General features: G+C 53.7%; 20 protein-coding genes and 5 tRNA genes. 18 read left to right on the top strand and 7 right to left on the bottom strand.

The window, feature by feature from the left end; genetic code table 11:
* Positions 1-32: 32 nt before the first annotated feature.
* From gspF to LU196_RS06215, 5 genes are read right to left on the bottom strand one after another with little or no spacing between them, the layout of a single operon-like run.
* Positions 33-1,220 carry a type II secretion system inner membrane protein GspF gene (gene gspF, locus LU196_RS06235; protein ID WP_232758837.1) on the bottom strand — a complete coding sequence of 396 codons (1,188 nt, stop codon included), beginning with the start codon at positions 1,218-1,220 and terminating at the stop codon, positions 33-35.
* The gene (gene gspE, locus LU196_RS06230) at positions 1,220-2,686 is read right to left on the bottom strand and encodes a type II secretion system ATPase GspE (protein ID WP_232758839.1); all 1,467 of its coding nucleotides are present in this window, start codon (positions 2,684-2,686) and stop codon (positions 1,220-1,222) included. The genes gspF and gspE overlap by 1 nt, the downstream gene beginning before the upstream one ends.
* A complete protein-coding gene (gene gspD / locus LU196_RS06225) occupies positions 2,683-4,647 on the bottom strand; it encodes a type II secretion system secretin GspD (RefSeq protein ID WP_232758841.1) in 1,965 nt (654 codons plus the stop codon). The genes gspE and gspD overlap by 4 nt, the downstream gene beginning before the upstream one ends.
* A 19-nt stretch (positions 4,648-4,666) precedes the next feature.
* Positions 4,667-5,146 (bottom strand): type II secretion system protein N, encoded by a 480-nt coding sequence (locus LU196_RS06220; RefSeq protein WP_232758843.1) that lies wholly within the window; start codon positions 5,144-5,146, stop codon positions 4,667-4,669.
* A 32-nt stretch (positions 5,147-5,178) separates the two neighbouring features.
* Positions 5,179-5,643: a hypothetical protein gene (locus LU196_RS06215; protein WP_232758845.1), complete on the bottom strand. Its 465-nt coding sequence runs from the start codon at positions 5,641-5,643 to the stop codon at positions 5,179-5,181.
* A gap of 468 nt (positions 5,644-6,111) precedes the next feature.
* Between LU196_RS06215 and mltB the strand changes: the two genes are divergently transcribed.
* The 17 genes from mltB to luxS all read left to right on the top strand — a co-directional run bounded on the left by mltB (position 6,112) and on the right by luxS (position 18,671).
* Positions 6,112-7,197 carry a lytic murein transglycosylase B gene (gene mltB / locus LU196_RS06210; RefSeq protein WP_232758846.1) on the top strand — a complete coding sequence of 362 codons (1,086 nt, stop codon included), beginning with the start codon at positions 6,112-6,114 and terminating at the stop codon, positions 7,195-7,197.
* A gap of 84 nt (positions 7,198-7,281) precedes the next feature.
* On the top strand, positions 7,282-7,617 hold the full coding sequence (locus LU196_RS06205) for a zinc ribbon domain-containing protein YjdM (RefSeq protein WP_232758848.1): 336 nt from the start codon (positions 7,282-7,284) through the stop codon (positions 7,615-7,617).
* A gap of 143 nt (positions 7,618-7,760) precedes the next feature.
* Positions 7,761-8,540, top strand: coding sequence for a trans-aconitate 2-methyltransferase (tam, locus tag LU196_RS06200; RefSeq protein WP_232758850.1), 780 nt, complete (start codon positions 7,761-7,763; stop codon positions 8,538-8,540).
* 98 nt (positions 8,541-8,638) lie between these two features.
* Positions 8,639-9,133 carry a nicotinamide-nucleotide amidase gene (pncC, locus tag LU196_RS06195; protein ID WP_232758852.1) on the top strand — a complete coding sequence of 165 codons (495 nt, stop codon included), beginning with the start codon at positions 8,639-8,641 and terminating at the stop codon, positions 9,131-9,133.
* Positions 9,134-9,227: 94 nt separating this feature from the next.
* On the top strand, positions 9,228-10,295 hold the full coding sequence (recA, locus tag LU196_RS06190; RefSeq protein ID WP_232758854.1) for a recombinase RecA: 1,068 nt from the start codon (positions 9,228-9,230) through the stop codon (positions 10,293-10,295).
* Positions 10,296-10,401: 106 nt separating this feature from the next.
* Entirely contained in the window at positions 10,402-10,914 is a 513-nt protein-coding gene (locus LU196_RS06185; protein ID WP_232758856.1) for a regulatory protein RecX, read from the top strand.
* 135 nt (positions 10,915-11,049) lie between these two features.
* Positions 11,050-13,677 (top strand): alanine--tRNA ligase, encoded by a 2,628-nt coding sequence (alaS, locus tag LU196_RS06180; RefSeq protein ID WP_232758858.1) that lies wholly within the window; start codon positions 11,050-11,052, stop codon positions 13,675-13,677.
* A 247-nt stretch (positions 13,678-13,924) separates the two neighbouring features.
* Positions 13,925-14,110 (top strand): carbon storage regulator CsrA, encoded by a 186-nt coding sequence (csrA, locus tag LU196_RS06175; protein ID WP_067433158.1) that lies wholly within the window; start codon positions 13,925-13,927, stop codon positions 14,108-14,110.
* Between the two features lie 318 nt (positions 14,111-14,428).
* Positions 14,429-14,521 (top strand) — tRNA-Ser (locus LU196_RS06170).
* 9 nt (positions 14,522-14,530) lie between these two features.
* Positions 14,531-14,607, top strand: a tRNA-Arg gene (locus LU196_RS06165).
* A 74-nt stretch (positions 14,608-14,681) separates the two neighbouring features.
* Positions 14,682-14,758, top strand: a tRNA-Arg gene (locus LU196_RS06160).
* Between the two features lie 56 nt (positions 14,759-14,814).
* A tRNA-Arg gene (locus LU196_RS06155) sits at positions 14,815-14,891 on the top strand.
* Between the two features lie 57 nt (positions 14,892-14,948).
* A tRNA-Arg gene (locus tag LU196_RS06150) sits at positions 14,949-15,025 on the top strand.
* A 352-nt stretch (positions 15,026-15,377) separates the two neighbouring features.
* Complete coding sequence (gene yqaB, locus LU196_RS06145) at positions 15,378-15,944, top strand: fructose-1-phosphate/6-phosphogluconate phosphatase (protein ID WP_232758860.1); 567 nt, start codon at positions 15,378-15,380, stop codon at positions 15,942-15,944.
* Between the two features lie 23 nt (positions 15,945-15,967).
* Positions 15,968-16,369: a YqaA family protein gene (locus LU196_RS06140; protein WP_255697790.1), complete on the top strand. Its 402-nt coding sequence runs from the start codon at positions 15,968-15,970 to the stop codon at positions 16,367-16,369.
* 31 nt (positions 16,370-16,400) lie between these two features.
* A complete protein-coding gene (gene gshA, locus LU196_RS06135; RefSeq protein ID WP_232758863.1) occupies positions 16,401-18,005 on the top strand; it encodes a glutamate--cysteine ligase in 1,605 nt (534 codons plus the stop codon).
* Positions 18,006-18,155: 150 nt separating this feature from the next.
* On the top strand, positions 18,156-18,671 hold the full coding sequence (gene luxS / locus LU196_RS06130) for an S-ribosylhomocysteine lyase (RefSeq protein WP_232758865.1): 516 nt from the start codon (positions 18,156-18,158) through the stop codon (positions 18,669-18,671).
* A gap of 53 nt (positions 18,672-18,724) precedes the next feature.
* On the opposite strand, the gene LU196_RS06125 is transcribed toward luxS, so the two are convergent.
* The gene (locus LU196_RS06125) at positions 18,725-20,011 is read right to left on the bottom strand and encodes an HlyC/CorC family transporter (RefSeq protein WP_232758867.1); all 1,287 of its coding nucleotides are present in this window, start codon (positions 20,009-20,011) and stop codon (positions 18,725-18,727) included.
* 12 nt (positions 20,012-20,023) lie between these two features.
* A complete protein-coding gene (locus tag LU196_RS06120; RefSeq protein WP_232758868.1) occupies positions 20,024-20,818 on the bottom strand; it encodes an inner membrane protein YpjD in 795 nt (264 codons plus the stop codon).
* 165 nt (positions 20,819-20,983) lie between these two features.
* On the opposite strand from LU196_RS06120, the gene ffh reads away from it, so the two are divergent.
* On the top strand, positions 20,984-22,345 hold the full coding sequence (gene ffh / locus LU196_RS06115; RefSeq protein ID WP_232758870.1) for a signal recognition particle protein: 1,362 nt from the start codon (positions 20,984-20,986) through the stop codon (positions 22,343-22,345).
* Positions 22,346-22,372 lie beyond the last annotated feature (27 nt).

Genomic DNA, 22,372 nt, shown 5'->3' with positions numbered 1-22,372 from the left:
TGCTGGTTGACACAATTCCATATTCTTCTCCTTTATAACAATGAGTTGAGTTGCAATATCGGTTGCAAAATGGCGAGGATAATGAACAGCACTACGCACGCCATGGACACCGTCATCAGCGGCTCAAAAAGGCCGATGGCCACGCGCATCTGGCTGTACATTGTCTGCTCCTGGATATCAGCGGCGCGTCTAAGCATGATGTCCAATTCGCCGCTGCTTTCGCCGCTTGCCAGCATGTGATGCATCATGGTGGGGAGCAGTCCGGTGTGTTCAAGCGCCTGCGTGAGCGACGTGCCTTCGCGCACGCGTTCCGCGGCGTGATAAAGCTGCATTTGCATGTGGTGATTCTGTGTCACGGTGGCGCTGAGGCGCATTCCTTCCAGCAATGGCACCGCGCTCTGGGTCATGATGCTAAGCGTGCGAACATAGCGCGCCATGCTGGTCGCCAGCAGCAGGCGACCCCAGATGGGGATACGCAATTGCCAGCGATGCCAGCGGTGCCGCCATGCGGCGTGTCGCTGTGCCAGCAGCAGCGCGACAGCGGTCACCATGAAGATCGCAGCCAATAGCGGCGTGCTGGCTCGCAGCGTGTCACTCAACAGCATGAGCACGCGCGTTGTCCACGGCAGCGCATGCTGCATGTGGGTAAACTGCGCAACCACATCGGGCACGACCGCTGTGAGCAATATCACCACCACGCCGCAGGCCACCACCAGCAACAGCGCCGGATAAATCAGCGCCTGAAGAATACGGCTCCGCATCTCCTGGGTTTTTTCGCTGTACTCCGCTAATTGGCTGAGGACATGACCCATCTGACCCGTGGATTCGCCGGCTGCGATCATCGTGGCGTAAAGCGCAGGAAAGGTTTGACGGTGCTCGGTCATGGCCTCGGCCAGCGAGCAGCCTTCGCAAACGCGGCGATGCATATCCAGCAGCATGGCGCGCTGTGCGGGTTTATGGTGTTGCTGGGCCAGCGCCTGAAGGGTTTGATCCAGCGGTAAGCGAGCGCGTATCAGGGTGGCCAACTGCTGCATAAACGCGGCGCGCTCGCGCGGGTTAAACGCGGGGCGCTGGCGGACAAGTGTTTTTGACTCAGTGATGCTGAGTGGTTGCAGCTGCTGTTCACGTAGCCATTGCCGCACATGGCGCGCAGATTCGCTCTCCAGCGTGCCAACGCGCCGCTGCCCCTGCGCATCCAGCGCCCGGTAACGAAACCGCATTACGCACCCTCCCGCGTAACGCGCAGTAGCTCTTCCAGGCTGGTGGTGCCTGCTAATACGGCTTGCCACCCGTTTTGCAGCAGCGGCACGCGATCTCGTGCGCGCTGCTGCAGTGTGTGCTCACTTTCTCCAGCGCTGATGCCGACGCGCAGCGCCTCATCAATCACCACCAGCTCATGAATACCTGCACGTCCGCGATAACCGGTGTGATGACAGGCTTCGCACCCGTTGGCACGGTAGAGCGGGATCGTTTCCGGCAGCGTCTCCGAGAGGGCGAAGGGCAGTAAATGTCGAGGTTGTTGTACGGGCTGGCGACAGGAAAGGCAGAGTTTACGCACCAGCCGCTGTGCGAGCACCGCACGCAGCGCGTTCGCCAGCAAATAGGGCTCGGTGCCCATATCGCGCAGACGCTCAATTGCGCCAAGTGCACTGTTCGTATGCAGCGTGGAGAGCACCAGGTGTCCTGTCAGTGCGGCCTGAACGGCGATGCGCGCCGTTTCGGTATCGCGTATTTCACCGATCATCACGACATCGGGATCCTGACGTAAAATCGCGCGTAACCCGCGGGCAAATGTCATCTCGACTTTGGCATTTACTTGGGTCTGACCCACCCCCTCTAACTCATACTCCACGGGATCTTCAATGGTGAGGATATTTTTACCGGGCGAGCCGATCTCCCGCAGCGCAGCGTATAACGTGGTGCTTTTGCCTGAGCCCGTTGGCCCTGTGACCAGAATAATGCCGTGCGGCAGAGCGAGCTGCTGGCGCAATAGCTGCTGAAGAGATGCGTGCATGCCGGTCTTCTCCAGATGAAGAGGCATGCCGTTTTTATCCAGAATACGTAGCACGACGCGTTCGCCGTGACGAGCGGGAAGGGTAGAGACCCTCACGTCTACGCTTCGGCCCCCAACGCGCAGCGTGATACGTCCATCCTGCGGCAAGCGACGCTCGGCGATATCGAGCTGTGCCATGATTTTAATGCGTGAGATCAGAAACCGGCTTAGCTGTGGCGGCGGTGATAAAATCTGCCGCAGCATGCCGTCAATACGAAAGCGGACGCTAAGGTGTTTTTCAAAGGGTTCTAAATGAACATCCGAGGCCCCTTCGCGCACTGCCTCGCTGAGAATGGCATTGATAACTTTGATCACTGGCGCACCGTCGTCGCTGTCCAGTAAATCATTGTCATCGGGTAGCGCATCGACCAGCGCTGAGAGATCGAGCGCGTGTTCCCATGCTTCCACCATTTGCTGCGAGGCGCCATGTTGTTGATAGTGCGCAGCGGCCTCGCGCTGGAACGCTGCCGGTGAGAGCGGAATGAGCGTGGCATCTGGCGCCACGCGGCGCGCCTCCGCAAGGGCAAATAGCGCGGCATCTGCGCGATAACAGAGGCGCATGCCGCTGGCGTCGCTAAGCAATACCACACCGTGTTGTTCCACCCACGGCCAGGGAAACCGACGATCGTTCATCGCGCGCGGTCCTGATAAAAGTCGTCGATCAGGCGCGTGGTCTCCTGCACAGCGCGGTGCGTGCTTTGGCGGGAGAAAAGCACGTCCGACATGCCTTCAACCGCTGTACGCATCTCCCCATCCTGTGCGCGACGCAGTGGCACTGTTTGAGCGACGTCTGCCGAAAGCTTGCTGTGCTGCAGCCGCGTAGTGGCGCTAAAGTCGCGCGCAGAGCGGATAATGGTGGGGCGGATAAACAGCATCAAATTCCGTTTGCTGTCTTTCTCCGTGCTGGCACGAAATAGCGCGCCAATCAGCGGAATTTTACCCAACAGCGGTACGCTGTTCCTGCCTGACGAGCCGCTGTTATCCAGTAAACCGCCGACCACCACGGTCTCTCCGCTGCCAACTCTGACAGAATTGCGCACCGTGCGGGTATTGAACGTGGGGCCCAGCGTATTATTGTTGCTCTCTTCCAAAACGCTGGAAACTTCCTGCTCAATCTCCATTAATACGGCGTCGCCGGTGTTAATCTGCGGTTTAACCTTGAGCTTAATGCCAACGGTACGGCGGGAGACACTTTGCAGGATGCTGTTACCGCTGGCGCTTTGTGAACCGGTGAGCACGGGGACGTCTTGCCCCACGTTGAATTCCGCTTCGACGTTATCCAGCGTGACAATGCTTGGGGTAGCGAGAATATTGTTGCGGCTGTGGGTTTGTAACGCGGTGAATAAACCTGCCCAGTTGCCCCGATAGAAGCCTGCCGCCAGGCCATGTGTTTTCGCCAGCGCTTGGCCCAGCGTGCCCGTGGTTAAGCCAATCACGGATGAACCTGTGCCTGGAAAGAAGGTTCCACCGCTTTGGGTATTAAACCATTGAACACCGAGTGCCTGAGCCTCAGCATCCTGAATCTCGACAATAATCGCTTCAACCAGAACCTGAGCGCGATCGATATCCAACTGGTGGATAATGCTTTCCATTTCGCGCAGCACATCGGGCGGTGCAGTAATGACCAGGGCGTTAGTATGCTTGTCCGCCTTCACCACCACCTCTTTTAGCATGGTGATGGCGGTCTGAGTCAGTGGGGCCGCAGTCTGATTACCTGGCTGGGTATTGATGCCGGTAAGCACTTCAAGCAAATTTTCTGCTTTGGCGTGCTGGAGGTAAATGACCCTGGCGCTGCTGCGCTGACCGTTTTTACCGTCTAACGCCCGCGCAGCACGGCTGAGGGCATCACGGGAGGCACGTTGTCCGCTAATCAGCAGCGTATTGGTGCGACTGTCCGCCACGGCTTTGGCGGGAGCCCGTGCGCCTGGACGATCGTCTGCCAGATTATTGAGCAGCTCGGCCACCTGTGATGCCGACGCATTTTCCAGCACGAGACGCTCCACCGCATCATCGGGTGCCTGGTCCACGCTTTCAATGATGGCCGCGAGGTGATCGATGACCGCCGCGCGGCCCGTCATTAAAATCACGTTGGTGGGATCGTAATGAACAACGCTGCCGGCCGCGACATCGTTGAGTTGGCGCAGCAGCGGCGCAAGATCTTTGGCAGTGACATGCCGCAGTGGCACCACCCGCGAGACAAGCTCGTCACCTGCCCGCGCACCTGATGCGCTGACCAAAGGAAGCGGACTGCTTTTCGCATTTTTCGCGGGAATAACCTTCAACAAATTGTTGTCCATGGGAATCACCGCGAACCCATAGACCTCCAGCACGCTCAAAAAGAATTGATAATATTGGTCGGCAGAGAGGTGTTTATCACTGCGCACGCTGACGTTACCTTTAACCGTGGGGTCGAGAATAATCGTTTTATTCAGGTTACGGCTTACGGTATTAATAAACTCGCCGATGTCGGTGTTTTTAAAATTGGCTTCAAAGTCTTCAGCACGCAGCGAGGCGCTAAATAACAGGAAAAAAATACATAACGCCCCGGCGAGTGGGTAAGCGATATAATCGCATATTTTCTGATAAAAAAGCATTGTTCTTATTGACCTGCTATCAAAATGTTAAATGAAGCGATTCATAGTTATCCTTGTGCTGAATAATGATGTGCTCAGGATAAATATGGGCGATAAGCGCTTCAGTGCCGGGGAGTTTTTCGCCGGTTTTGAGCGTGTGCTGTGTGCCGCCTGATAACAGGATCGCTAAAGAACGATCGGCTTTTGAACTGTATACAATGCCGGTCGCCGTTACGGGTAGACGCGTTACTGGCGCGGCTTTTAATCGAATATCGTCAGGCGACATGTCGGCTAAATTAAAAGGCGAACGACGACCGTTTTCCTGGAATAAAGGGATCAGCACCTTGTCGACCGATTTGCGGGCGGCAAGAGGGGCAGGCAGCAATGCCTGCTCGTGGGCGGATAACCGTTCTTGAGAGACCACGGCCACGGTCCAAAAGAGCAGCAATGCGCCCACAGCGCCTGCCGCTGCGCAGTACGTTAAGCCTATTTTATGTTTCTCAATCCGCTGCTTGAACATGATCGTTACGTTAACCGGTGAAGGATGTAACGCTAAAAGATCGAGCGGGCAAAGGCTAACAAGCGAGGGAGTAATGCGCCCTGTTTTGTCGAGGATGCCTTTTCGTCGTCATACGCCTCGTTTTCTGCCGAACATTCAACCAGAGAGTGAAGCAGTTGCTCATTGAGTTTAAGACCGTAATTGGGAATAGTGATAATCAGCTCGCCAGGCAATCCATTACGTTGAAAGAGCGCCCGCATTTGAAACACCAGCTGATGGTAATTATTATCGTTAATTCGCTGATGATTCTCCTGCCAAACCAGCGCGATAATTTCACGTTTAATATTGATGCCATTAAGCAGGCACAGTAATAACCGCTTTTGGGTCTCATTGAGAGCAATACGTAATGAAAGCGTTGGAAAGAATAGCGTATTTAATTGACAATCAAGGGTGAATATCTGCTCGTAGTCAATCTTTTTTAACGCCATTAATGTCGCGCATTTTTCCGTGCTTGGCACCGGTTATCCTCCCTGGTGGTTGCTCGTTAATCAAATGATTAATCAATAAGGCGGTAGGGCTCATTCGAACTATGTCGACACTTTATTCAGACAACTTAAATCAGCGGCATTTTTTTAATGTTAAAATTTATCTTGTGATCTTCAGCTTTTCGCTTGGCGCCTTGCTTAAGGAAAGAGATTTTCATGCTGAAATATCCTTAGTGGTCTGTTTAATTGATTAGCATAGACATGCTATTTAACTCGTTGAGTCTATTATCCTTTCATGCGCTACTCGTCCCTTTAAGAACGGTCTCAAACTCCCAATCAATATGCGTTTGATTCCCCGTGCGGCGCATGGGAAAGGGGAACCGTTATTCCGGCAGGCTGCACGGCGATAGGGGGGATTTTTGCGTTTTACTCTGTTTATCCCGTGAGTGAGTGACTATCATCATTCACTCTCTTTTTCTTCCGCGTTTCCAGGGATAACGAATGCGCTTTAAGACAGCACTGCTTCCGCTCATTGTTCTGCTTGCCGCCTGCAGCAGTAAGCCCGCTTCCCATCCGCAAACCGCCGCGGTTGTGCCTGCACCAAAGGGGGGATTCTTGCTTGAGCCTTCTCACGCAATCCAGCCGATGTTTGGCGATTTTGCCGGTAATCCTGCCGCTGAGCGTTTTATCGATCAAATGGTTGCTAAGCATGGTTTCAACCGCGACCAGTTACATGCAGTGATTGGCCAGGCGAAGCGTCTTGATTACGTGTTGCGTTTGATGGATCAGCAGGCCCCAAGCTATACCCCGCCCGCGGGGCCAAACGGTGCCTGGATCCGCTATCGAAACAAATTTATTACCCCGGATAATGTGCAAAATGGCGTAGCGTTCTGGAATCAATACCAGGATGCGCTGCAGCGTGCGCAGCAGGTTTATGGCGTGCCGCCAGAAATCATCGTCGGCATCATTGGCGTTGAAACGCGCTGGGGCCGAGTGATGGGAAAAACGCGGCTCCTGGACGCGCTGGCGACGCTCTCTTTCAGCTATCCACGTCGTGCAGATTACTTCAGCAGCGAACTGGAAACCTTCCTGCTTATGGCGCGTACCGAGCAGGATGATCCGCTCGATCTGCGCGGGTCGTTTGCCGGTGCAATGGGATACGGTCAGTTTATGCCTTCGTCGTACAAAGAATTTGCGGTGGACTTCAACGGCGATGGACACATCAATTTGTGGGATCCCGTTGATGCAATTGGCAGCGTAGCTCACTACTTCAAAGCGCACGGCTGGCGCGCCGGAGAAACGGTAGCCGTGCCTGCAAGTGGACAGGCACCTGCGCTGGAAAACGGCTTCAAAACGCGCTATCCGGTGGCAACCTTGATGGCAAACGGGTTAACGCCGCAAGGTCCGTTAGACGGTAACGATCAGGCCAGCTTGCTGCGTCTCGATTTAGGCACCAGCTATCAATACTGGTATGGCTTACCTAACTTCTATGTCATCACCCGTTACAACCACAGTACGCACTATGCCATGGCTGTATGGCAGCTGGGTGAAGCCGTCGCGAAAGCGCGGCAGGGCAATCTGCTTTAGCGCTGTCCTTATAAAGTGTGAGGGTATAAGATGGCGCCCTTTTGCGGTGCCGTTACGGCTTTACACGATTTCTAAGGATGATTTATGACCCCATTACCAGCCTGTCCGGTTTGCCAGGCGGATTACACCTGGCAAGACGGTGAAAACCTTAACTGTCCCTCATGCGGCCATATTTGGTCTGCGGCTTCAGATACTGTGGAGGAGGGGCTGGTGGTGCGTGATGCTAACGGCAATCTGTTGGCAGACGGGGATGATGTGACCGTGGTCAAAGATCTGAAAGTCAAAGGCAGCTCCTCCACCTTGAAAATCGGCACCAAAGTAAAAGGTATTCGATTAGTCGAGGGCGACCACGATATTGACTGTAAAATTGACGGCTTTGGCCCGATGAAACTCAAATCCGCGTTCGTTAAAAAGAGCTAATATCTGGACGGCGTTGCGCCGTCCTATGCCCTTTCTTTCAGTAAAGCGTCCTGTCGCAAAAAGTGTCTTCTCGCGCTTTTCTTTTCGGCACAGTTCAGAAATCGGCGTAATGTAAGATGCTTCCCTCACACAGGAGCATGCGCATGCAAGACTGGAACCCCACTCTTTATCGTCAATTTGAAGCGGAACGTACGCGCCCTGCCCGAGAGCTGCTGGATCGCATTCCCCTCCCTCACGCACTTCGCGTGACTGATTTAGGCTGCGGACCGGGTAACAGTACCGAGTTGCTCACGGAAAAATGGCCTGCTGCGCATGTCATCGGCATCGATAGCTCAGCGAACATGCTTGCCCAGGCGCGCGCGCGATTACCTGACTGTACATTCCAGCTGGCAGATATCCGGGAGTGGCAGGCACAACAGCCGCAAAAGGTTATTTATGCCAATGCGTCTCTGCAGTGGATACCGGATCACGAGACGCTGCTGCCCCATCTGGTTGAGCAGCTCGATCGCGATGGCGTGCTGGCGGTGCAGATGCCTGACAACTTGCAGGAAGCCTCGCATCGGCTGATGCGCGAGGTGGCGGCCAGCGAGCGTTGGCGCGACCGAATCGCGCCGCAGAGTGCGGAGCGCAAGCACTTGCTAACGGCGGAGCAGTACGTTGATCTTCTTAGCCAGGCGGGGTGCGATGTGGATATCTGGCGTACCACTTATTACCATCCCATGGCGGATGCACAGGCGATCATCACCTGGCTGAAGGCAACGGGATTACGCCCTTATCTTGCTGCGCTGAATGACACTGAGCAGACGGCGTTTTTGCACGACTATCATCAGGCTTTGTTGCCCGCATACCCGCCGCGTGCGAATGGACAAGCATTATTGGCCTTCCCGCGTCTGTTTATGATTGCGGTAAAACAGCCCAAATAATGTGGCACGGTGGTCGCAAAAGCGGTCGTTGCGCTTGAAAAGCCTGCGTGTCCCCACTATCTATTGCTTACCTTAAATGCCACCACTTGGAGAAAGCCATGGACGACATGAAGCTCCAGCAGTTGAGCCGCCGCGTTGGCGAACAGTTAGTACAGCGTCGGGCTACCGTAACGGCAGCTGAATCTTGCACCGGCGGCTGGATAGCCAAAGTTTTTACGGACATCAACGGCAGTTCCGCCTGGTTTGCACAAGGCTTCGTGACCTACAGCAACCAGGCCAAACAGCAAATGGTGGGCGTGCAGGCGGACACGCTGGCGCGCCATGGTGCGGTAAGTGAAGAAACCGTGCGCGAAATGGCCGCCGGCGCCTGTCGAACGGCGGCGGCAGAGTACGGTATTGCGGTAAGCGGCATTGCGGGGCCAGAGGGCGGAACCGCAGAGAAGCCGGTGGGCACAGTCTGGTTTGCCATTGCAGGTCCTGACGGAGAAATGCTAACCCAGCGGCGCGTTTTTACGGGCGATCGCGAGGCGGTACGTCGTCAGTCCGTGGCGTTTGCACTCCAAACGCTGCTTGATGAATTTCTGATAAATTAAACTTGATACTGTATGGTCATACAGTATAATTATCCGCAACAGAACGAGCTGGCATATTTCGATGTCGGTTTACCCAGCATGATTAGGAGTAGAAATGGCGATTGACGAGAACAAACAGAAAGCTTTAGCTGCCGCACTGGGCCAAATTGAGAAGCAATTTGGCAAAGGCTCCATCATGCGTTTGGGTGAAGACCGTTCGATGGATGTAGAAACTATCTCAACAGGTTCCCTGTCGCTGGATATCGCGCTGGGTGCCGGTGGCCTGCCGATGGGCCGTATCGTTGAGATTTACGGCCCTGAATCTTCCGGTAAAACGACGTTGACGCTGCAGGTTATTGCGGCTGCGCAGCGCAAAGGCAAAACCTGTGCCTTTATCGATGCCGAGCATGCGTTGGATCCGGTTTATGCGAAAAAGCTGGGCGTAGATATCGATAATCTTCTTTGCTCTCAGCCGGACACGGGTGAGCAAGCGCTTGAGATTTGTGATGCCTTAGCGCGTTCTGGTGCTGTTGATGTGATCATCGTCGACTCCGTTGCCGCCCTGACGCCAAAAGCCGAAATCGAAGGTGAAATTGGCGATTCACACATGGGGCTGGCGGCACGTATGATGAGCCAGGCCATGCGTAAGCTGGCCGGTAATCTCAAGCAATCCAACACGCTGCTGATTTTCATCAACCAGATCCGTATGAAAATTGGTGTGATGTTTGGTAACCCTGAGACCACGACGGGGGGTAACGCACTGAAGTTTTATGCTTCCGTTCGTCTCGACATTCGCCGTATCGGTGCCATCAAAGAGGGCGACGAAGTCGTCGGTAGCGAAACGCGTGTTAAAGTGGTTAAGAACAAAATTGCAGCGCCGTTCAAGCAGGCTGAATTCCAGATTATGTATGGTGAAGGTATCAATACCTTTGGTGAGCTGATTGATCTGGGCGTGAAATACAAACTGGTTGAGAAGGCCGGTGCGTGGTACAGCTACAACGGCGATAAGATTGGTCAAGGTAAAGCAAACTCGACCAACTTCCTTAAAGAAAATCCGGCCATTGCCAACGAGCTTGATACTAAGCTGCGTGACATGCTGCTGACCGGTGCGACCGCCAACGGCGACAACGATCCTTCTGCTGAGAAAGTTGAAGAAGCCAGCGAGTCCAACGAAGAGTTCTAATTATCCACGGGAGCAGCGATGCTCCCGTTTTCGCATTCCCCACACCCGCTTTTCCTCCGCCTTCTCTTGCTTTACCCTGCGTATTCGTCAGAACAAGGTAAGTCCCATGACATCATCTTCTCCGGCTTCGCCACCCACTTTTTCCCGTTTGCTTGACCGCGCGATGCGTATATTGGCCCAGCGCGATCACAGTCGCGATGAGCTAAAGCGCAAGCTTCAGTTATCTTCGCAACGCGCAGCGTGGCTAAAGCAACAGGATAACGAGCCGATACCCGACGTATTACTGGAAAAAGTGCTCGACTGGTGTCAGGAAAACGGCTGGCTCAACGATGAGCGTTTTACCGAACGCTTTATTCAAAGTCGTGCGCGCAAAGGATACGGTCCGCAGCGTGTGCGGATGGAGCTAAAGCAGAAAGGCATCGACCGTGACGCGATTCATCAAGCAATAAGCGAGACCGATGTGGACTGGAGCCAGCGCGCAGCGGAACTGGCGAAGCGAAAGTTTGGCGAGCCCTTGCCGCAAACGTGGGCCGAGAAAAGTAAAATACAACGATTTTTGCTGTCGAAAGGCTTCATGATGGAGGATATCCAAGCCATTTTCAGAAATATTGATGACTGAAAGGCGATGGGATTTTACTTCGCACGGAAGAAAATTTATCTTATTCCCACTTTTTGTTCCTTACTCAGCGGTGGGCCGTGAGGATACGGTTGGCCTGCGAAAGGGAACGTTCGTTAGCGTGATTCCAGGAATTTTATGAGCAAGAGCACTGCTGAGATCCGTCAAGCGTTTCTCGACTTTTTTCATAGCAAGGGACATCAGGTTGTAGCCAGCAGCTCCCTCGTACCGAATAACGACCCGACCTTACTGTTCACCAATGCCGGCATGGTGCAGTTTAAAGACGTTTTCCTTGGCCAGGATAAGCGTGATTACTCCCGTGCTACCACTTCACAGCGTTGCGTACGCGCGGGCGGTAAACATAACGATCTCGAAAACGTGGGTTACACGGCGCGTCACCACACCTTCTTTGAAATGCTGGGCAATTTTAGCTTTGGCGACTACTTCAAAAAAGAAGCGATTGCTTACGCCTGGGAGCTCCTGACCGGTGAGCAGTGGTTTAAACTGCCCAAAGAGCGCCTTTGGGTAACCGTATACGAAACCGATGACGAAGCGTTCGACATCTGGGCCGACGAAATTGGCGTACCGCGCGAGCGCATCATTCGTATCGGTGACAACAAAGGCAGCGCTTACGCCTCCGATAACTTCTGGCAAATGGGCGACACGGGTCCCTGCGGCCCGTGCACTGAAATTTTCTACGATCATGGCGATCATATCTGGGGAGGCCCGCCGGGCAGCCCAGAAGAGGATGGCGATCGCTATATCGAGATCTGGAACATCGTGTTCATGCAGTTCAATCGCCAGGCGGATGGCACCATGCAGCCGCTGCCGAAGCCGTCGGTGGACACCGGCATGGGCCTTGAGCGCATTGCGGCGGTGTTACAGCACGTTAATTCCAATTATGAAATCGATCTGTTTGCCAAGCTGATCAAAGCGGTGGCTGACGTTACGGGCGCAACTGACCTCAACAACAAATCTCTGCGCGTTATTGCCGATCATATTCGCTCGTGTGCCTTCCTGATTGCGGATGGCGTGATCCCGTCTAACGAAAATCGCGGCTACGTTCTGCGCCGTATTATTCGTCGTGCGGTACGTCATGGAAACATGCTGGGCGCGAAAGAGGCGTTCTTCTATAAGCTGGTGGCGCCACTGATTGACGTTATGGGCGCGGCAGGGGAAGACCTCAAGCGTCAGCAGCAGCACGTGGAGAACGCGCTGAAAAACGAAGAAGAGCAGTTTGCTAAAACGCTGGAGCGCGGCTTGGCGCTGCTTGATGACGAGTTGGCCAAACTCAGCGGCGATACGCTGGACGGCGAAACTGTCTTCCGCCTGTATGACACGTTTGGCTTCCCAGCCGATCTCACAGCGGATGTCTGCCGTGAACGTAATCTGAAAATCGATGAAGCAGGCTTCGAAGTGGCGATGGAGCAGCAGCGTCAGCGCGCCCGCGAGGCCAGCGGCTTCGGCACTGATTACAACAACGTTATCCGCATTGACGCGGTGACGCGTTTTAAAGGCTATGACCACCTGCAGCTGGACGGTACCGTTCAGGCGCTGTTTGTTGAAGGACAGCAAGTCGAACACATCAGCGCCGGTCAGGAAGCGGTTGTGATTCTTGACGAAACGCCGTTCTACGGCGAATCCGGTGGTCAAGTGGGCGATACCGGTACGCTGAAAGGGAAGAATGCTGAATTTAACGTTCAGGATACGCAAAAGTATGGCAAAGCCTTTGGCCATATCGGTAAGCTAGCGCAGGGTGAATTGCGTGTGGGCGATCGCTTGCACGCGCAGGTTGATGAAGAACGCCGCGCGCGCATTATTCTCAACCACTCCGCCACGCACCTGATGCACTCGGCGTTGCGTGAGGTGCTGGGCGATCACGTTGGACAGAAAGGCTCATTGAACAACGATAAATATCTGCGCTTCGACTTTTCACATACGGAAGCCGTGAAGCCTCAGCAGCTTCGTGCGGTGGAAGATATCGTCAATGCGCAGATTCGCCGCAATTTGCTCATCCAAACCGACGAGATGGATTTGGAAGAAGCCAAAGCGCGCGGCGCAACGGCGCTGTTCGGTGAAAAATATGACCAGCGCGTGCGCGTGGTGAGCATGGGCGAGTTTTCCGTTGAACTTTGTGGCGGTACCCATGCCGCGCGTACCGGCGATATTGGCCTGTTCCGTATTCAATCAGAATCCGGCACTGCGGCCGGTATTCGTCGTATTGAAGCATTAACCGGTGAAGCCGCGCTGGCGCAATTGCACGCCCAGAGCGACCAGCTGCATGAGATTGCCCAGGTGGTTAAAGCCAACAGCAGTAACCTCAACGAAAAGGTGCGCGGACTGGTCGATACGGTGCGCTCGCTTGAGAAAGAGGTGCAGCAGTTACGCGATCAGCAGGCGGCACAGGAGAGCGCTTCACTGAGCAACAGTGCTGTAGACATCAAAGGCGCGAAGTTACTGGTCAGCGAATTGCGTAACGTTGAGCCGAAGATGCTGCGTACCATGGTTGACGATCTTAAAAATCAGTTGGGATCGGCAATCATTGTTCTGGCCACCGTCGTGGATGGCAAAGTGTCGTTGATTGCAGGCGTAACGAAGGATCTCACCGACCGCGTTAAGGCGGGCGAACTGGTGGGTGAATTAGCGGCTCAAGTAGGCGGGAAGGGCGGTGGTCGTCCTGATATGGCCCAGGCTGGCGGCACCGATGCGCACGCGCTCGCGCAGGCGCTGGCAGGCGTATCAGCATGGGTAAGTCATCGGTTGTAAAGAATTAAAACTAAGTAGCGATCAGGCGTCAGCACCTCCGGTACTGGCGCTTTTTAACGCAATGCACACCAGGTAACGACAAAGTCCGGTTGATGTAGTGTATTTCGGCTAAACTAACTATCAGCAGAATGTATTGGCATGGCGAAACACAATGGTGTATTTGTCATAGGCATTGTTCAGCGTTATATGATGGATATGGCCGGGAGCCCTACAGGCCCGACTCTTTTAATCTTTCAAGGAGCAAAGAATGCTTATTCTAACTCGTCGAGTTGGTGAAACCCTCATGATTGGCGATGAGGTGACTGTAACGGTGCTGGGTGTTAAAGGTAACCAAGTCCGTATAGGCGTCAATGCGCCAAAAGAAGTGTCTGTTCACCGCGAAGAAATTTATCAGCGCATTCAGGCCGAGAAAACGCAGCAGACAAGCTTCTAAGCTAACCGCTGTAAACGGATTCAGCGCCTCGCCCTCTGGCGAGGCGCTACTGTTTTGACTCTTCGCACGCATTTTCTCTGTTAATCCCGTCTTTTATTTCCTCGTTGTTTATTTGCGTAGCGCCTGTTTTGCTGTTGATAAATCAACCTTTTTGCCGCTAAATCATGCGGATTGAGCGTCATTTGTTCAAACAAACGCGTATTGGAAAAAAGTCGGGAGAAATTGTTTGACTTATAAGTCCGGGAAAGTAATATGTGCGCCACGCAGTGCCGATGAGCAGAAACAACGTTCAGAAGCACGGTTCGCAAGAACGCGTAAGGTGAGGTGGCCGAGAGGCTGAAGGCGCTCCCCTGCTAAGGGAGTATGCGGTCAAAAGCTGCATCCGGGGTTCGAATCCCCGCCTCACCGCCATTTTCCGATGCATCCATAGCTCAGCTGGATAGAGTACTCGGCTACGAACCGAGCGGTCGGAGGTTCGAATCCTCCTGGATGCACCATTCGGAAAAACAAAAAAGGTTATCCCTTTCATGGTGAGTTGCAATCACCCTGCGCTGTACAAGAATTATCCAATGCATCCATAGCTCAGCTGGATAGAGTACTCGGCTACGAACCGAGCGGTCGGAGGTTCGAATCCTCCTGGATGCACCATTCTCGTCACGTTCTCAGGTTGTCAGCAGTAAATCATCGTTAGAAAAAACATCAATGCATCCATAGCTCAGCTGGATAGAGTACTCGGCTACGAACCGAGCGGTCGGAGGTTCGAATCCTCCTGGATGCACCATCTTCTCGTCATACCCTTAGATTCGTTGCGGTACAGCATCGCGAATAATCTCTCAATGCATCCATAGCTCAGCTGGATAGAGTACTCGGCTACGAACCGAGCGGTCGGAGGTTCGAATCCTCCTGGATGCACCATCTTCCGTTTTGAATCATCCCTCTTGTCATGTTCCATGTCGTTTTACGCCTTTATGCAGCCCTTCCTGTCGTGTGCCGCGAGTTTTGCCAGTGCGTCTACCCCGTCTCAATCGCCGCAAAATGACGCTTTTACCCCGGGGCCGATGCAGGCTGCGCTAAGCGACCTCTTTACTCGGGCCGATTGAAATTGTTGATTTTACCGCCATTTATCCCTGGTATCGCGCTCTGACCTTTTTCTGAAAAGGAAAATAGCTAATGCATTCAAAGCATTTGCGGTTAATCGCCCCTGGCGACAACCTGAGCGCATTACGCTAAAGTAAGGTCTCATTTTGTGGTGCAGGACGGAGCAAAAATGTACGACCAATATGATGCCCTGATTTTCGATATGGACGGCACTCTTCTTGATACTGAGCCGACACATCGAAAAGCCTGGCAGCACGTGCTGCGCCGCTACGATCTCACCATGGATGAAGAAAAAATGGTGAGTTTCAATGGTGCGCCGTCATGGCAGTTGGCGCAGTTCATCATTGATCTCAATAATGCTTCGCTCGATCCTCATGCGTTAGCGGCGGAAAAAACCACAGCGCTGAAAACCATGCTGTTGGATGATGTCCGTCCGTTACCGCTAATGGATGTAGTGAAAGCCTGGCACGGTCACCGTCCTCTGGCAGTGGGTACCGGCAGTGAACACAGCCTGGCGAAAATGCTGCTTGACGCTTTGGATGTTTATCACTTATTCGATGCCGTGGTCGGTGCAGATGATGTTACGCGCCACAAACCTCATCCTGATACGTTTCTGCGCTGCGCACAGCTTATGGGCGTTGATCCCACGCGATGTGTGGTATTCGAAGATGCCGATTTTGGGATTCAGGCGGCTAAAGCAGCGGGCATGGACGTTGTTGATGTCCGTTCACTGTGAGCGCACTCCTGAGCTATGGCGCACTGTTTGGCAGTAGTTTTTTAAGCGCCACGCTGCTCCCCGGAAGTTCAGAAGCCGTCCTGGTTGCTTTACTGGTCGCCAAAAAAGGATCGGTCTCCGGATTATTACTGGCTGCATCAGTGGGAAATACGCTGGGTGGTCTTACTAACATTTTACTTGGTCGCCTTCTGCCGCTTAAAACTCAAGGGCGATGGCATGACACAGCAATGACGTGGTTACACCGACTGGGGCCTGCAGCACTGCTTTTTAGCTGGTTGCCGGTAGTGGGCGATTTATTGTGCGTTCTGGCAGGCTGGCTGCGTTTTGCATGGCTGCCCACCGTACTGTTTCTCGCTTTGGGTAAAACCCTGCGTTATAGCGTTATCGCGATCGCCACTTTACAAGGTATGGAATGGTGGCATTGATTCGCACAGATTCGAGGCTACGTTTAACATTATGCTGAACAAAAATAAATTATTCGCACAGCGGGAGGGTAATGTGATCCCGGACGTATCTAAAGCGCTCGCCTGGCTTGAGGCGCATCCTGACGCGTTAAAGGGGATTGGTCGTGGCATCGAACGTGAGACGCTGCGTGTTGATCCTGATGGCCGACTTGCGACCACGGGTCATCCCGCGTCGCTGGGTTCAGCGTTAAAACACGACTGGATTACCACTGACTTCGCGGAAACGCTGCTGGAGTTCATTACGCCAGTGGATCAAGACATCGATCGATCGCTGGCCTTCCTGCGCGATATTCACCGCCATGTGGCGCGTGAGCTCGGGCATGAGCGGATGTGGCCCTTCAGTATGCCAGGGTACGTTGAGGATGCGGAAAACATCCAGCTGGCGCAATACGGCAGCTCAAACATCGGCAAAATGAAAACGCTCTATCGGCAAGGGCTTAAGAATCGTTACAGCGCCCTGATGCAGATCATTTCCGGCGTGCATTATAACTTCTCGCTGCCGCTCTCTTTTTGGCAAGAATGGGCCGACGTTAAAGACGCGGAAAGCGGTAAAGAGACGATTTCTGCGGGTTATCTGCGGCTGATCCGCAACTATTATCGCTATGGCTGGGTCATCCCTTACCTCTTTGGCGCCTCGCCCGCGATCAGCAGCTCTTTCCTGCAGGGCCGCGTCAGTAAGCTGCCGTTTGAAACCGATGGCAAAGACACGCTCTGGCTGCCGTATGCCACCTCACTGCGCCTGAGCGATTTGGGCTATACCAACAAATCGCAAAGCGGTTTGGGAATTACCTTCAATTCACTGGACGGCTACGTGGCTGCCCTTAAAGCGGCTATTAAGACGCCGTCGGAAGAGTTTGCCGCAATGGGCGTCAAAGATGCAGACGGTCATTGGCGCCAGTTGAACACCAATGTGTTGCAGATCGAAAACGAACTTTATGCACCTATCCGTCCGAAACGCGTGACACGCTCCGGCGAAGCGCCTTCTGATGCGCTGCTGCGCGGTGGCATTGAATATATCGAAGTGCGCTCGCTCGACATCAACCCATTCTCGCCGGTGGGCGTGGACGCCGATCAAGCACGTTTCCTCGATCTCTTCCTGATATGGTGTACGCTGGCTGATGCACCAGAAATGAGTGCAGATGAACTGCTGTGCAGCCGTAAAAACTGGAACCGCGTGGTGATGGAAGGGCGCAAGCCTGGCCTGATGATTGGCGTAGGATGCAGTGAAACGGAGCATGCGTTAGATGACGTGGGTAAAGCGCTGTTTGCCGATCTCCGTCGCGTGGCGGAAGTATTGGACAGCCACCACAATGACACGCAGTATCAGCAGGTAAGCGATCAACTGGTAGCGTCGTTTGACGATCCTGAGCTAACCTATTCGGCGCGCATTCTCCATGCGATTAAAGAGAATGGTCTGACAGGTGCAGGCGCCGCGCTGGCAGAACAGTATCATCATATGCTGTGCGAAGAAGCGTATGAGATTTTGACGGAAGACGACTTCAGCCGTCAGGCGAAAGAATCCGTGCAGGCGCAGGAGAAGCTAGAGAAGAGCGACACGCTTGATTTCGAAGCGTACCTTGCGACGCGGGAAGGGTAAAAAAGAAAATGGCCACATCACTGTGGCCAAAAGTAACATCTCTGTTGTTAGGGATGATGATAACAAATGCGCGTCTTTCATATATTCAGACGCTGGGCAAACGGAAAAGTTTCATCTTTTTTTAAAAATTCTCAAAACAGGAGGTGACGTATGCCACTACTGGACAGTTTTACCGTTGATCACACCATCATGAATGCGCCAGCCGTACGCGTGGCAAAGACCATGAAAACTCCGCATGGCGATACCATCACCGTTTTTGACCTGCGTTTCTGCCGTCCGAACATTGATATTTTGACCGAGCGCGGCATCCACACGCTGGAGCATCTGTTTGCTGGCTTTATGCGCAACCACCTGAACGGTGATGGCGTTGAGATTGTTGATATCTCGCCAATGGGTTGCCGCACCGGCTTCTACATGAGCCTGATTGGCGCACCGGACGAGCAGCGCGTGGCAAAAGCCTGGAAAGGCGCGATGGAAGATGTACTGAAAGTAAAAGATCAGAACCAGATTCCAGAATTGAACGAGTATCAGTGCGGCAGCTACAAGCTTCACTCCCTCGACGAAGCGCAGCAGATCGCACGTAATGTGCTGGCGCACGATATTGGCGTCAACCGCAACGAAGATTTGACGTTGCCTGCTGAAAAGCTAAAAGAGCTGCATCTCTAATAGCAGACAAAAAAAACGCCGCTGATTCAGCGGCGTTTTTTTCTATGTGGCCGTCAGGAACCGATTGACGACTTCAGCGGCTGATGCGGCGTAATGCGCACCTGCTTCACCATGTTGTCCTGCACATCAAGAATATTGATATCGTACTTGCCGACCTGCACGCGGCGGCCCACGCGCGGGATCTCCTCCAGCGCTTCAAGCAGCATGCCGTTGATGGTACGCGCTTCTTCTTCTGGCAGTGACCAGTTAAAAACTTTATTGATTTCACGCACGTTTGCGCTGCCTTCAATCAGCACGGAGCCGTCATTCTGCGGCATCACTTCTTCTGCCAGCGATGGCGACATAGACGTGGTAAAATCACCGACGATCTCTTCCAGAATATCCTCGATGGTGATCAAGCCTTTAATATCACCATACTCGTCGACCACCAGACCGACCTTTTTCTTGTTGCGCTGAAATTTCACCAGCTGCACGTTCAGCGCGGTGCCTTCTGGCACATAGTAAATTTCGTCAGCAGCGCGCAGCAGGCGGTCTTTATTAAACTCTTTTTTCTCAGTCATCATGCGCCAGGCTTCGCGCACGCGCAGCATACCGACGGTGTCGTCCAGAGAGTCGCGGAACAACACAATGCGTCCGTGTGGAGAGTGACTCAGCTGACGCACAATGGATTTCCAGTCGTCGTTGACGTTAATGCCCACGATCTCGTTACGCGGCACCATAATGTCATCCACGTTTACTTTTTCGAGATCGAGCACGGACAGCAGCATGTCCTGATTACGGCGAGAGATCAGGCTGCGCGACTCATACACAATGGTACGCAGCTCTTCTTTGCTTAACGCCGCGCTCACGGAGCCTTCGGTTTTGATACCTACCATGCGCATTAAAAAGCGCGTAATGGTATTGAGCAGCCACACCAGCGGCAGCATCACATACTGCAGCGGCGTCAGTAAAAAGCTGCTGGGGTAGGCCACTTTTTCGGGATAGAGCGCGGCAATGGTTTTCGGCAGCACCTCTGCGAACACCAGCACAACAAAAGTCAAAATACCGGTTGCGATGGCAACGCCCGCATCGCCATACAGTCGCATGCCGACTATGGTGCCCAGTGCCGACGCGAGGATATTGACGAGGTTATTACCGATCAGCACCAGGCTTATCAGGCGATCCGGTCTACGTAGAAGCTTTTCAACGCGACGCGCGCTACGGTTACCGCTTTTGGCTTTGTGGCGCAGCTTGTAGCGGTTTAGTGTCATCATGCCGGTCTCTGACCCGGAGAAATAGGCAGAGACCAGCACCATGATGACCAGAATGATGATCAACGTGGTGGTTGAAACCTGTTCCAACGCAAAGTTCCTTTAATGAGAAGTGAGCAGGTGCTGAAGCATACGACTGCCGAAATAGGCCATCGTCAGTAAAAGCGCGCCGCCGCAGTTGAACCACACGACACGCCGTCCTCGCCAGCCTTCGCGGTAATGACCCCAAAGCAAAACGATATAGACGAACCAAGCGATGATAGAAAGTACAGCTTTATCAATATTTTCCGCGCTAAACAGGTTATCCATGAAAAACAGCCCGGTGCAGAGCACCAGCGTCAGGAGCACGACGCCAATTTGCGTGATATGAAACATTTTGCGCTCAATGCTCAACAGCGGCGGCATATCTTGCGTAAACGCGAGCTTTTTATTTTTCAGCTGGTAGTCAATCCACGCCAGCTGCAGCGCATAAAGCGCAGCAATAATCAGCGTGGCGTACGCAAATAACGATAGGCCAATATGGACCATCATGCCCGGGGTGGTTTCAAGATGCGTAATAAAAGCATTTGGCACAAAGGTGGCAAAAGCGAGATTAATCAGGGCGAAGCCATAAACGATGGGCAACAGCAGCCAGCCGCGATTGCGCGAGGCGACAATCGTCATGATGGCGCAGATCAGCAAACTCACCAATGAACCGATATTCAGCAGGCTGAGGTTTTGCCCGTTATCCACGGCGAAAATACGCTGCTGCAGCGCCACGGCATGGGCAATAAGGGCTACACAGGCGGAGAGCACGGCAAAACGGCGCCAGCCGCTATTGCGTTTAAGCAGGCTGGGGATAATCAGCGCAAGGCTGAGTGAGTAGGCGAACAGCGCTACGATCGCAAAAACGGACATAGATCCTTTCAGGTCTCGGTCAAACAAGGAAAAGAAGTATAGCGCCAGCCGAAGCAGGCTCCAAACGATCTGAAGGTCAATTGCAGAGATCGGCCGGGCTTCGTGTTATAATCCGCCGCATTGTGCCGCTCTGGCGGCCTCGCTACGGGTCTTAAGTGAGAGAGCATGTTTGATAATTTAACCGATCGTTTGTCGCAAACCCTGCGCAACATCAGCGGCCGTGGAAGGCTGACCGAAGACAACATTAAAGACACGCTGCGCGAAGTGCGCATGGCATTGCTTGAAGCTGACGTCGCGCTGCCGGTGGTGCGTGAGTTCATTAACCGCGTTAAAGAAGCCGCGGTGGGGCATGACGTCAACAAAAGCCTGACGCCGGGTCAAGAATTCATCAAAATTGTCCGTAACGAACTGGTTGCGGCAATGGGCGCAGAAAACAACGCGCTCGCGCTTAATGCGCAGCCGCCTGCCGTTGTGCTGATGGCGGGCCTGCAGGGCGCAGGTAAAACGACCAGCGTCGGTAAGCTGGGTAAGTTCCTGCGTGAGAAACACAAGAAGAAGGTGTTGGTCGTTTCTGCCGACGTCTATCGTCCAGCGGCGATTAAACAGCTGGAGACCTTGGCCCAGCAGGTGGGCGTGGATTTCTGCCCCTCTGATTTGAGCCAGAAGCCGGTTGATATCGTTCAAAACGCGCTGAAAGAAGCCCGTTTGCAGTTCTACGACGTGTTGCTGGTGGATACCGCCGGCCGTCTGCACGTTGATGAAGCGATGATGGATGAAATCAAACAGGTGCACGCCGCGATCAATCCGGTGGAAACGCTGTTTGTGGTTGATGCCATGACCGGTCAGGATGCGGCGAACACCGCCAAAGCCTTTAACGAAGCGCTACCGTTAACCGGTGTGATTCTGACCAAGGTTGACGGTGACGCGCGCGGCGGTGCCGCGCTGTCTATTCGTCATATCACCGGCAAGCCCATCAAGTTTATGGGGATGGGCGAGAAAACCGATGCGCTGGAGGCGTTTTATCCTGAGCGTATCGCGTCGCGTATCCTTGGCATGGGCGATGTACTGTCGCTGATCGAAGATATCGAAAGTAAGGTCGATCGCGATCAGGCCGAGAAGCTGGCGAAGAAGTTGAAAACGGGCGACGGCTTCGATCTCAATGACTTCCTTGAGCAGCTCAAGCAAATGCGCAACATGGGTGGCATGGCAAGCCTGATGGGCAAGCTCCCCGGTATGGGTCAGCTGCCTGACAACGTGAAGTCGCAGATGGATGACAAAGTGCTGGTGCGCATGGAAGCCATCATCAATTCGATGACGCGCAAAGAGCGCGAAAAACCCGAGATCATCAAAGGTTCTCGCAAGCGTCGCATCGCGACGGGGTCGGGAATGCAGGTGCAGGATGTCAACCGTCTGCTGAAGCAGTTCGACGACATGCAGCGCATGATGAAGAAAATGAAGAAGGGCGGTATGGCCAAAATGATGCGTGGCATGAAAGGCATGATGCCGCCCGGCTTCCCTGGTCGCTAAGCGACCACCGATAAAGACGGAAATTTG

This window comes from Pantoea sp. Mb-10 (assembly GCF_021272205.1).
Taxonomy (GTDB): Bacteria; Pseudomonadota; Gammaproteobacteria; order Enterobacterales; family Enterobacteriaceae; genus Pantoea.
The sequence above is the reverse complement of the archived record's forward strand: the minus strand, read 5'-3'. Positions and strand labels throughout refer to the sequence as shown.